This window comes from Bacteroides sp. 224, from assembly GCF_010500995.1.
Classification (GTDB): Bacteria; Bacteroidota; Bacteroidia; order Bacteroidales; family Bacteroidaceae; genus Bacteroides.
Map to the genome: position 1 here is coordinate 15689 of NZ_QVMK01000043.1, position 12470 is coordinate 28158.

Below are 12470 nucleotides of genomic sequence, written 5' to 3' on the forward strand. Positions count from 1 at the left end.
GGGTAAAGAGGCTTTATTATTTATTCTAAGTTCGTTTATCAATTAAACCAACGCACATAGCAGAAGTCCTGACGGTGCGGTAGATCCGAATTTTTAGGGAACATACGGTAAGCTACTTTAAAGCTACCGGCATTTGACAAGCTGTGTTTTACCTGGAAGGTATACAAATCGCCTTCCTTCTTCACCACTTCAAAAGGTTCAACCGAATATACGTGTTGCTTGCCTTCCGCATTGGTATAGGTAGTAACAAGTTCGATACCAATAGCATCGTTCAGTCCTTTTTCGTCTATTACATACGTAATGGTGTATTCTTTACCGCTTTCGATAGAGCCATTAATGAGTTCTTCTGTTTTCTCGAAAGAAACTACTTCGATAGAATCCCATTTCGCTACTACCTCTTCTTTCCATGCTGCTATTTCCTTTGCTTTTGCATTGTCATTGGCAGACAATAGAGCGAAACGTTTAGCCAGTTTGGTATAGAATTTACTGTAATAGTCGTCCAACTGACGTTTCATGGTATAGTGAGGGGCAATCTGCGCAATTGAGTTTTTAACATACTGCACCCATTCTTGCGAATACTCTTTTCCTTCGCGTTTGTAGTACAAAGGCAGGATTTCTGTTTCAAGAAGGCTGTATATTGTTGCAGCATCCAACTGATCTTGATATTCCTGATTCTGATAAGTACGTTTTTCGGTTAATGCCCATCCGGCTTTCTCGCGATAGCCTTCCAACCACCATCCGTCAAGTACGGAGAAGTTGAGCACGCCATTCATCAGCGCCTTTTCGCCCGATGTACCCGAAGCTTCCAAAGGACGAGTCGGAGTATTCAGCCAAATATCTACCCCACTCACCAAGCGACGTGCCAATTGCATATCATAATTCTCTAAGAAGATTATCTTACCCAAGAACTCCGGACGATGGGATATTTCTACGATTCTCTTAATCAATCCTTGACCGGCTCCATCGTGCGGATGTGCCTTTCCGGTAAACAGGAATTGCACCGGATAATCGGGGTTGTTTACAATCTTAGCCAAACGATCGAGGTCGGTAAACAGCAAGTGTGCGCGTTTGTAAGTAGCAAAACGTCGTCCAAAACCTATCAACAAGGCATTCGGATTTATTTTATCCATCAATGAAACAATGCGCGAAGGGTCGCCTTGGTTCTTCAGCCATGAATCGCGGAACTGCTTACGGATGTAATCAATCAGTTTCAGTTTCATGGTTTGACGGGTCTTCCAGATTACTTCATCGGGCACACCATAGATGGCTTCCCATATCTTGGGGTTCGACTGATCGTTCATGAATTTAGCATCGAAATACTTCGCATAAAGTTCTTTCCATTCCGTTGCGCTCCAAGTAGGGAAGTGCACTCCGTTGGTAACATAGCCCACGTGGCTTTCTTCCGGGAAATAACCTTTCCAGATGCTCGAGAACATTTCTTGCGATACTTTACCATGCAGCCAGCTCACACCGTTTACTTCCTGAGCCGTGTTGCAGGCAAATGTAGACATACAGAAGCGTTCGCCTTTATCTTCCGGATTGCTACGGCCGAGTCCCATCAAGTCGTCCCAGCTAATGCCCATCTGAGTGGGGTATCCGCTCATGTACTTACCGAATAAGGATTCATCGAAATAATCGTGTCCTGCCGGTACCGGAGTATGCACTGTGTAAAGAGAAGAAGCACGTACTAACTCTATAGCCTGATCGAAGTTTAAGCCTCCGGCTACATAATCGCAAATACGTTGCACATTGATTAATGCGGCATGGCCTTCGTTGCAATGATAAACATCTTTCGTGATGCCTAAAGCTTTCAGGGTAAGAATACCACCGATACCTAACAGTATTTCTTGCTTCAAACGATTTTCCCAATCGCCTCCATAAAGTTGGTGGGTAATGGGGCGATCGTATTCGCTATTCATTTCATTATCTGTATCGAGCAGATACAAGGAAACGCGACCTACATTTACTTTCCACACATAAGCACGAACAAAGTAATTCAAGTAAGGTACATCTACAATGAGTTGTTGTCCGTCTTCACCAAATACTTTCTCAATAGGTAATTGTCCAAAGTTTTGTGCTTCGTAATTAGCTATTTGCTGTCCGTCCATTGCCAACGACTGAGTGAAGTAGCCGTAGCGATACAAGAATCCGATGGCGCAAAGATTGACATTACTGTCTGACGCTTCTTTTAAATAGTCGCCGGCCAATACGCCTAAACCACCGGAATATATTTTCAACACGCTCGACAAGCCGTACTCCATACTGAAGTATGCCACCGAAGGGCGTTGGGCATCGGGTTTCACATCCATATAAGCTCTGAACTGAGCATACACTTCGTTCATTCTTTTCAAGATAGCTTTATCTTTAGAAAGAGCTTCCAATTTTTCATAGCTCATGCTTTCAAGAAGAAACACAGGATTGTGTCCGGTTTCTTTCCAGAGCTCGGGATCAAGGTCTCTGAACAACTCTGTGGCTTCATAGTTCCATGACCACCAAATGTTGCGAGAGATTTCAGCTAACTTCTCTAACTCTGCCGGAAGAGTAGACTTTACTGTTACTTCCTTCCAGTTCGGAGCGTTTACATTACTTACTTTAACCTTCATAACTAACCAGTTTACTTAATTAATAGCTAATCTAATACCTAATTTGATTGACGCTTTTCTGCATTACGCAATGCAATGTCATAAGCTTCATAATAATATTGAATGAAGTGCTTCCACAAAGCCTGTTCGGCTATTGCCACTGCACCTTTTCTTATTTCTTTGACTTCTGTTTCCGTTTTCAAGGAAAAGAAGGAGATGGTTTCTTTTATAGCATCGGCCACCTCCGAATAGTTGTGGTCCGAGCGATGAAGCACCTCTACCCCACTGTTTATTCCATGCTGATTATGCAGGCTTTTAACCCATAGTCCGAAGCCTGCCAAGTCGGTAGTGATGGTGGGCACACGGAAAGCCACACTCTCAAGCGGAGTGTATCCCCAGGGTTCGTAGTAAGAGGGGTATACGCTGAGGTCTTGCCCTAATATCAAGTCGTAGTATTCTTTATTCATAATTCCGTCTTTGCCATCCAGATAGCAAGGCACGAAGATTACTTTCACTTTGCTGTTGGCACTGTTCGTCATTCCCAAATGCTTTAGCATAGAGAGCACCCTGTCTTCGTTCATGTTATGCAGCCAGTGTGTTATAAAAGGAACATCGAGGGGAGTTGTGAATTTCTCTTTACTCTTCAGGCGAGTTTTCAGGTCTTCGCGCGCTTCGGAAACCCATGCCGGAACATTAATAAAAGCCAATACGTTCTTCTTTAAATTCTTATCGTGTTCTAAACGACTCAAAGATTCTAAAAACACATCGATTCCTTTATTCTTATATTCATAGCGTCCGCTTGTGCCTATGATCAATGTATCGTTATCCAAATCGGTTCCCAACAGATTGTTGGCTACATTAAGCAGGGCAGCGCGAGCTCTTTTTCTTTTCCCGGTAAAGGTGGCTCCTTTGGGCACGAAATCGTCTTCGAAACCATTCATCAGCACTACGTCTGCTTCTTTATCCAGCAGTTCTTTGCACTCTGTGTTGGTGATTTCGCTTACTGTGGTAAAACAATCTACGTAATGAGCTGTTTGCTTTTCAATAGAGTGTTTGGATTGCATATTTAGTTCTACCGCCATCTGATCTCCGTTGTAGGCAAACAAATAGTCGTACAACGGCTTATTGTTTCCGGCAATGGAGCGACCGATAGAGGTGGCATGGGTGGTAAATATGGAAGCTATTTCCGGCACGTTAACTTGCAGATAAAGAGCTGTCAGCCCGGTCATCCATTCATTTGCCTGAAATATTACTTTATCATTCCTCGATAAATTATAGAGGTAGAAGCTCTTAACTACTTTACCTGCTGCGTAGGCAAACATGGATGCTTCGTCATAATCGCCATAAGCGTGCAAAGAATCTACCTGAAAGTGTTCCCACGCCAGTGTATATATCTTATTTTTTAGTTCATAGAAGGAACGGAAGTCTACCAGAAACACAATTGGGCTTCCCGGAATATTCCAATGCCCTATTCTAACCGATAAACGCGACTTTTCTAAAGCGTGTTGCTTCCAGTCGGCAAATAAATGATCTGATTCTATGAATGATGGATTCTCTTTACCCTGCCAGATATCCGGCCCGATAAAAAACAAACGATCTCTGAAAGTTGTTTGCAACGTTTTCGCCCTTGTAGACAAAACAGTATATATACCTCCTACTTTATTACATACTTCCCAGCTTGCTTCAAAGATGTAATCGGGAGTAATTAACTCTTTAATAATCATATAATGTTTTAAGACTCTTTTAAATTAACCGCAAAAATAAGCATTAATTATTGATTTAGAATGATTTATGGTGAAAATATAAGTAAAAGAGCATGAATTGAGATCAACAACGACCGTAAACCGAAGTCCTCCTTGGGGTCACTTTAATGCTAACTACCGATAAGTAAAAAGCCTCATACAGATCTATTTCCGTATGAGGCTATTATTTAAAACTATTCTTTATTATGCTAAGGCACTACCCATCAAGAAAGTAGCAGCAAGAGCAACGATTGCATAAAGCTCTGGGAATACAGAAATAATCAATGTATTACCAAACACGTTGTGTCCTTGTGAAATAGCAACAATACCATTGGCACAAATCTGTCCCTGACGATAAGCTGTAACGAAGCCTACAATACCCAAAGCCAATCCTGAACCAAAAATAGCTGCCGACTGAATAGCTGTCATTTCAGGAGTAAGCATTCCGAAAATATTCTGGAACATAAAATAACCGGCAAATCCATACAGTCCTTGTGTTCCCGGAAGTGCAGTTAATACCAGAAAGTTACCAAAAGCACTTGTGTTCTTTTTCAACGCGCCAACAGCCGCATTACCGGCTATAGATACTCCAAAAGCGCTACCAATACCTGAAAAAGCAATCATAATTCCGATACCTAAATAGGCAATAAATAAATTCATGTCCATAATTCTACTATTTTTTACTGTTTATATTATTCACTTACTACTTTTAAAAGGATTATATTCCTTTCCACCGCCTTCATAGCCGGCATTTTTGAAAAATTCCACGAAAGTTAAACGCATCGGGTGTACAATAGCTCCCAACACATTCATAAAGATATTGATTGCGTGACCTATAAGGAATATCAATACAAATACAATAGACCCGGCTATTACATTATCCGGTTTCAATCCGGCTGCCAGGCTATTAAATACACTGGCAAGGATTCCTCCGGATAAACCTAATGCAAAAAGACGCACATACGAGAGGATATCTCCTAAAAGGCCGGTAGCCATATTGTAAGTATCCCAAAAGCCTAAGCCAATATTTACAAAGATATTCTTATCCGGACTGTTATAAAGGAAAATCATTAAAGCTGCTATTCCTAATACAATCAGGTGTACGGTTCCCCCCATTGGCATAACCGAAGGTAATAATACAGCCACAATCACGGAGATAAACAGAATAACCCACCCTAAAGTAGCTACTGCATATTTAAACCCGAATTGAATGGTTTGATTTACCACTTTCAGAATCATACCAAATAAGATTTGGATCACTCCCAATATCAAGGATAACTGGAACATTTGGTTATTATCCAATGCTACTGTTTCCTTTAACCATTGTGCTATCGGCCAATCAAGTTCATAAATGCTATAGCCAAAGAAACCTCCTGTCAGTGCTCCGAATACAATGGTAGAAAAGGATAGTATTTGCACCAAAGACAATATAGGCTTCATTGTTGGCCCAATATTCTTTGTAAACAATCTATAGCCTGTTACCAATAAAAGCAGGAACAGTCCATACCCCATATCTCCTAAACATAGGCCAAAAAAGACCATGAAAAACGGAGCAAAGAATGGAGTTAAGTCCATCTCACCATATTTAGGCAACATATATAGTTTACATATAGGCTCGAACCAGGCAAATAGTCCTTTATTCTTCAGCAAGATAGGCACATCATCATCAGGAGTCGGATTGGTGATCTCATAATAAGCATGATGCTTTTCAAGATAAGCATTCACATCCGCCTCTTTGGTTACAGGCACCCATCCTTGCAGCAACATTAACTTCTCTCCGGTAGTTTTTTCTGTATTGAGCAATACTTTCGAGAACTCTATTTTGCCATGCAATTCTTGAATGGACAGCTTCAATGACGAAGATTCTTGGGCAGCCATATCGTATAAACGGTTTTCGTTCGCTTCAATGGCCTTATTCGTTTTATCCAATAAATCTTTTACTTCGGCCAATGAGTGAGTAGGAACCTTAATATGCTCAGCATCAATGTCTATTTCTTCTCCGATTTTGGTTATCGTGATGAAATATACCTTTGAAGAAATACGAGAGATAACCATCGCATTGTATAACTCTTCCCACTCTTCCAAATAAGAACGTTCCGGACAGATATAGAAGTTGACATTCATCCCTGCCTCATGCAAGTTGCTTATATTCTGAGGTTTAAAGTTTCCCCAAGGCTCCAATGAACTTATATCTTTTAAATATCCTTGCTGTTGTTGTATCAGTTTCGACTTTTCATTTTGAATTTCATCCACTTCATTCAAAATTTGAGTTCTCTTTCCGGAAACAGCTTTAGAATCATCTACTGCTACTTTCCGAGCACTATTTAATGCTGCAAACTGATCTGATACAGCGCCCATTCGAGCCGACAGACGAATATTATCCTGCAATTCCGTATTATCGAATACGCCTTGCTGCTTCTCGGCAACATGTACTACTCCCAAGTCTCGAATATCGTTCAAAAAAGCATGATACTCTTTATGATAAACCAAAAAGGTTAACTTCTTCATTTTCGTAATCATTGCTCTTCCTCCTTTCTTTTCTCTTGTTGGGATTTCAGTATCTTCTGAGAAGACTTGGAAAGATTCTCCTCATCTTCCATAAAGCGTTTTATCTTACGCAAGGCATCTTGGTACCCCGGAATTTGAACCTTCTCAAAAAGATTCACTTTCTGGGTTGTTTTCTTTCGCGCATGTTCCAGCAAATTCAATTTTGCTAATGTAAACTCTCTTTCGATAGCTGTCAATGCAAGCTGTTTCAGTATGTGTATACCGTCGGCATACCATTTTGGAGCATTGAATAAACTATATGGACGAATATCAAAATCTACATTTTCAAGTAAAGGAACACGTACCCCGGCAATCTTCCGAACTCCCAGATGAACGTCTTTTACTTTAATTAATGTGGCATCGAATTCATTCCAGAGTGCGAACATGGCTTCATAAGCCTGGATTTGTTTTTCCAGTCTTTCCTCCAACTTCACAGCATCGGTTTTGCAGCGCTTTACTTCCATGCGGAGGGCACTTTCCTTATTCTTTATGATAGGAAGCGTCCTTACACGTACTTTCAACTGCTTTTCCAACTGTTGAAGGGAGGTTTTATTATATTGAAATTTTATAGCCATCTGCTTAATTAATTTAGAATTAAGAATTTAGTATTAAGATTAATTGTTCTGATCATTCGAAAATTCTAAACTCTTAATTCCTAATTCTTAATTATTGATCTTCTTTCCAGAACTCGTCAATCAATTCTTTTTTGATATTCACTTCTTCCGGACGGAAATATTTACCGAATAATTGCCATGCTACATCCAGCATCTCTGTTGTATCCAGATTAACATCAATGGCCAGCAAACGATTCGAATAATCTTTTGCGAAAGCAAGCGTACGCTCATCATAATTGGTCAAGTCGAAACCATTCTCCATTTTTGTTTTGGCATTCGATGCATCCGAATAAAGACGTACAGCCGCATTCATTACCTGAGGATGGTCTTTACGTGTTTTTTTACCGGTCACCAACTGTTTCAGACGAGAAAGTGAACGGAATGGGTCAACAATTACCTTACCAATATCACTATCGCGACGCAAGAATAACTGTCCTTCGGTAATATATCCGGTATTATCCGGTACTGCATGGGTAATATCGCCTCCTGAAAGAGTTGTTACAGCAATAATAGTAATAGAACCTCCTTCGGGGAATTGTACCGCCTTCTCGTAAATCTTAGCCAAATCAGAATAGATAGAACCCGGCATAGAATCTTTAGAAGGGATTTGGTCCATACGATTGGATACAATCGCCAAAGCATCGGCATAAGAAGTCATATCCGTAAGAAGTACCAATACTTTTTCATTCTTTTCCACAGCGAAGTACTCTGCCGAGGTCAGGGCCATATCCGGAATAAGCAAACGTTCTACCGGAGGGTCTTCGGTGGTATTCATGAAACTCACAATACGGTCGAGCGCGCCTGCATTCGAGAATACATTCTTGAAATACAAGTAGTCATCGTTTGTCATCCCCATACCTCCAAGAATAATTTTATCTGTTTGAGCACGTAGCGCCACAGTTGCCATTACTTGGTTATAAGGTTGGTCCGGATCGGCAAAGAAAGGAATCTTCTGCCCGGATACCAATGTATTGTTCAAGTCGATACCTGCAATACCGGTTGCAATCAGTTCGGAAGGCTGTTTACGACGAACCGGGTTTACGGAAGGACCACCAATTTCTACTTCTGTTCCTTCAATCTCCGGACCTCCGTCAATAGGATCTCCAAACGCATTAAAGAAACGTCCGGCTAATTGTTCACTCACTTTAATTGTAGGAGCTTTACCTAAAAACACAACTTCTGCATTGGTGGGTATACCTTCGGTTCCTTCAAATACCTGAAGTGTAATATCGTCTCCTGCAATTTTTACTACCTGTGCCAGTTTCCCGTTCACAGTAGCTAACTCGTCATACCCTACTCCTGTAGCTTTCAGCGAGCAGGTTGCTTTTGTAATCTGAGTAATCTTGGTATATATCTTTTGAAATACTTTTGTTGCCATCTTGTTATTTACTATTTAACGATTTACAATTTACGATTTAACGCTTCTTTCGGCAACCAAGTCTGCTAATTGCTTTTTGAATCCCTCATACTCTTCACTTTGGTATTTAGAGTAATTCATTTGTTTGCAGACATTGATAATCTTCTTGAAATAATCCATCACTTCATTGAAATTGTCAAATTCAAATTCTGTATGACAAATATCAATAATCATATCTAAGATAGCTTCCTGACGTTCCATTGGAGTTACTGCATCCACTTCGTCGAACGCATCTTGCTGTAAAATCACAAAGTCTATGAGCTCCGATTTCCAGAAAGTAACATGGTATTCAACAGGTACACCATCGTCTCCTAAGATATTGATTTGTTCTGCGATTTCTTTACCACGTTGCAAACGGGTTTTTACTTCGTTTACTTTTCCAATCCATTCTGAGTTGATGGCTTTTGATATATATTCTTCGAACTCGGGATATTCAATGTATTTAGAATAAGAGTCGATCGGGTTCACAGCCGGATAACGTTTTTTATCGGCACGCTCTTGCTCCAAAGCATAGAAACAACGGGCTACTTTCTTTGTGTTTTCAGTTACAGGTTCTTTCAAGTTACCACCGGCAGGTGATACCGTACCAATAAAGGTAATAGAACCGGTTTCTCCATTATCTAAAAACACATAACCTGCACGACCGTAAAAGTTAGATATAATGGAAGAAAGGTCCATTGGGAATGCATCGGGACCGGGCAACTCTTCCAAACGGTTAGACATTTCGCGCAAAGCCTGTGCCCAACGAGAAGTTGAATCGGCCATCAACAACACTTTTAGTCCCATAGCGCGGTAATACTCGGCAATGGTCATTGCTGTATATACAGAAGCTTCACGAGCTGCTACCGGCATGTTGGATGTATTGGCGATAATGATGGTACGCTCCATCAATTTATGTCCGGTATGTGGGTCGATAAGTTCCGGGAACTCCGTAAAGATTTCCACTACCTCATTAGCACGCTCTCCACAAGCTGCGATAATTACGATATCTGCTTCTGCTTGTTTAGAAATGGCATGCTGTAACACGGTTTTTCCTGTACCGAAAGGACCGGGAATAAATCCGGTACCACCTTCTACAATGGGATTTAACGTATCAATAACACGTACTCCGGTTTCCAGCAATTTAAATGGACGGGGTTTTTCTTTATAATTGGTCATAGCCTTTTTAACAGGCCATCTTTGAATCATGTTGACTTCAATATCATTTCCGTCTTCATCGGTCAACACGGCTATTGTATCATAAATCTTATATTCGCCTTCTTTTGCTATAGACTTTACTGTGCAAGTTCCTTTTTGTGTAAACGGAACCATTATTTTTAAAGGCTGATAGTTTTCCTCAACCTCGCCCAACCAAGCAGAAGCTAATACTTTATCGCCCACCTTAACAATAGGTTTGAAAGTCCATTTCTTATCTTTATCAAGAGGGAAAGTATAATCACCGCGTTTCAGGAAAACGCCTTCCATTTTATCCAAGTCATTCTGAAGACCATCATAATTCTTGGATAACATACCCGGTCCTAATGTAACCTCAAGCATGTGACCGGTAAATTCTGCTTCGGCACCTACTTTCAATCCACGTGTACTTTCAAACACCTGAACATATACATTCTTACCTACAACTTTAATAACCTCTGCCATTAACCGGTCTCCACCTGTAGAGATATAACATATCTCATTCTGAGCTACAGGGCCATCAACGACGAGAGTAACCATATTGGCTATGATGCCATAAACAGTACCTTTTGTTGCCATATATTTCTTTTAATTTGTTTACTTGAATTCTGCAGGAATCTGCACGTCATCTTTCAGTGATTCTATGATTTCACGGAAGAGTTCACTGCCTCTTTCCCGGTCTAATGACAACCAGCGTTCAATCATTTCTATTTTAAGCAAGAAAGCAAAAAGACGTTCTATAGAGAAATAATTAAAGAATATTGCATCTTCAACCCAATTCCATTTTAATGTATCTATTTTCCGTTCTCTCTCTAAGAGTTCATCAATCTCGTTGATTTTTACCAGTTGTTCGAAGTACTCTACTTCTCCGGTCAAACCAAAATCACGAGCACCCGATGTACGCAATGCTTCTGTTACTTCTGTATCACCAATTATACTTTGAGATGCATCTATTTTATATTTACGAGCCGTCAAAGCTACAAATATGTTATTCAAAGTCAGATTAAACTCAAACCAAGAAGATATAAATGTATTCTTGCAGTCTACGCCATATTTATAATATAAAGCAGCTAAAGTATCCTCTAATAAGATAGATTCGTCTTCCATAGAAACCGAATTATAATAATCTGCAATGAATTTAGAAAGATAAGCAGGAAAGTCTTTAGAGCTTACCTTACCACCTTCTTTAATGGTATGCATATATTCTAATAATGTATCTAAGGAGTAATTGCCTTTCGTATCTATCTCAGCCTCTTTATTTCTAAGCAGTTTCAAAACATTCTCATTATCAAACTTCAGATAAAACAGATTAATCAGTTTCTTATCCTTACCTGATAAATGCGAATAGAGTTCTTCTTTGAAATCTGCCACCGTATAGCTCAGTTTATTATCTTCCAGATTCAATTCCGGTAAACTTGCTATTAAGTAGTAGTAATTACTCATATATAGTATATTTTATTAAGAGGATCGCGTGGAGAGACTAAAATAACATTTCGACCAATTGAGGACGTATAAACTCTTTGAAGTAGTTCATAAATTCTTCTTCGCCAAAATTCACTTTATAAGAACCATCTTCGGGAGATACTGTAAACAATGTTTTGATTCCGTTTACTTGCTCTATTTTCACACCTTTATCCAAAAGAGCTTTAGCATTAGCTGTGAAATATTTAGTTAAAGAGTCAGCATCGGCTGTTGAAATTACAATCGGCTCATTGGTACTCCATTTAGAAGCCAGAGCAACAATAAACTCATTTAAAAAGTCTTTATTCGCTGCAAACTCTTTCACAGGAACAGAAACAATTTTATCGGTTAAGACGTTTGTTATTTCCGACTTCAACGCATTTACAGCTTGACCTGCAAATAGTTTCAATTCCGATTTAGTATTTTCACTCAACTCATTTGCTGATTTACGAGAAGATGCCACAATAGAGTCCGCTTCTTTTTTAGCATCCTCTATAATTTTTTTAGCTTCTTCCTGAGCTTTATCAATAAGTCGTTGTGCTTCTTCATTACCTTTTTCTACACCTTCACGATAAATCTTATCGGTCAGCTCTTGAATCTTATTTTCCATATAGCAGGACTTTTTAGTAGTTTATATTATAGTTTTTTTATCAGCTTTTCGGAGAATTTGCTCAAATGTACAAAAAACCAATTTATAATAAAAAAAAGGCGAGGGAAAACTATGTTCTTTATGAAAGTTTTGAGTATAAATGCAAATATTTCAAAAGGTAGAAGGCTTTGTTGAAAAGAGGTTAAGAGATCCCAATAAATACAACATGGTGATATAAGGACATAAAAAAAGCCTTCCTATCATCTTTGATAAGAAGGCTCTTCATTAAAACGGCAACTACTTACTCTCCCACTGTTACGCAGTACCATCAGCGTGACGAGGCTT

The 12470-nt window shown here is 39.7% G+C and carries 9 protein-coding genes; all 9 read right to left on the minus strand.

Annotated features, from left to right (window positions below; genetic code table 11):
* Nucleotides 1–38: 38 nt before the first annotated feature.
* Entirely contained in the window at nt 39–2603 is a 2565-nt protein-coding gene (locus tag D0T60_RS16360) for a glycosyltransferase family 1 protein (RefSeq protein WP_163219206.1), read from the minus strand.
* A 38-nt stretch (nt 2604–2641) separates the two neighbouring features.
* Complete coding sequence (locus D0T60_RS16365; RefSeq protein ID WP_163219215.1) at nt 2642–4303, minus strand: glycosyltransferase; 1662 nt, start codon at nt 4301–4303, stop codon at nt 2642–2644.
* A gap of 225 nt (nt 4304–4528) precedes the next feature.
* Nucleotides 4529–4990, minus strand: coding sequence for a V-type ATP synthase subunit K (locus D0T60_RS16370; RefSeq protein ID WP_163219207.1), 462 nt, complete (start codon nt 4988–4990; stop codon nt 4529–4531).
* 30 nt (nt 4991–5020) lie between these two features.
* Nucleotides 5021–6844: a V-type ATP synthase subunit I gene (locus tag D0T60_RS16375; RefSeq protein WP_163219208.1), complete on the minus strand. Its 1824-nt coding sequence runs from the start codon at nt 6842–6844 to the stop codon at nt 5021–5023.
* Nucleotides 6841–7446, minus strand: coding sequence for a V-type ATP synthase subunit D (locus tag D0T60_RS16380; protein WP_163219209.1), 606 nt, complete (start codon nt 7444–7446; stop codon nt 6841–6843). Before D0T60_RS16380 ends, D0T60_RS16375 begins: the two co-directional genes overlap by 4 nt.
* Before the next feature lie 91 nt (nt 7447–7537).
* Nucleotides 7538–8863, minus strand: a complete 1326-nt coding sequence (locus D0T60_RS16385; protein WP_163219210.1) for a V-type ATP synthase subunit B — start codon at nt 8861–8863, stop codon at nt 7538–7540.
* A 30-nt stretch (nt 8864–8893) separates the two neighbouring features.
* On the minus strand, nt 8894–10654 hold the full coding sequence (locus D0T60_RS16390) for a V-type ATP synthase subunit A (protein WP_163219211.1): 1761 nt from the start codon (nt 10652–10654) through the stop codon (nt 8894–8896).
* 18 nt (nt 10655–10672) lie between these two features.
* On the minus strand, nt 10673–11518 hold the full coding sequence (locus D0T60_RS16395; protein ID WP_163219212.1) for a DUF2764 family protein: 846 nt from the start codon (nt 11516–11518) through the stop codon (nt 10673–10675).
* A gap of 37 nt (nt 11519–11555) precedes the next feature.
* Nucleotides 11556–12146 carry a hypothetical protein gene (locus tag D0T60_RS16400; protein ID WP_163219213.1) on the minus strand — a complete coding sequence of 197 codons (591 nt, stop codon included), beginning with the start codon at nt 12144–12146 and terminating at the stop codon, nt 11556–11558.
* Nucleotides 12147–12470 lie beyond the last annotated feature (324 nt).

What these genes read in the sequence shown, in the direction of transcription:
- D0T60_RS16360 (WP_163219206.1), bottom strand. Translation starts at nt 2,603, where the DNA reads ATGAAGGTTAAAGTAAGTAATGTAAACGCTCCGAACTGGAAGGAAGTA.
- D0T60_RS16370 (WP_163219207.1), bottom strand. Translation starts at nt 4,990, where the DNA reads ATGGACATGAATTTATTTATTGCCTATTTAGGTATCGGAATTATGATT.
- D0T60_RS16375 (WP_163219208.1), bottom strand. Translation starts at nt 6,844, where the DNA reads ATGATTACGAAAATGAAGAAGTTAACCTTTTTGGTTTATCATAAAGAG.
- D0T60_RS16380 (WP_163219209.1), bottom strand. Translation starts at nt 7,446, where the DNA reads ATGGCTATAAAATTTCAATATAATAAAACCTCCCTTCAACAGTTGGAA.
- D0T60_RS16385 (WP_163219210.1), bottom strand. Translation starts at nt 8,863, where the DNA reads ATGGCAACAAAAGTATTTCAAAAGATATATACCAAGATTACTCAGATT.
- D0T60_RS16390 (WP_163219211.1), bottom strand. Translation starts at nt 10,654, where the DNA reads ATGGCAACAAAAGGTACTGTTTATGGCATCATAGCCAATATGGTTACT.
- D0T60_RS16395 (WP_163219212.1), bottom strand. Translation starts at nt 11,518, where the DNA reads ATGAGTAATTACTACTACTTAATAGCAAGTTTACCGGAATTGAATCTG.
- D0T60_RS16400 (WP_163219213.1), bottom strand. Translation starts at nt 12,146, where the DNA reads ATGGAAAATAAGATTCAAGAGCTGACCGATAAGATTTATCGTGAAGGT.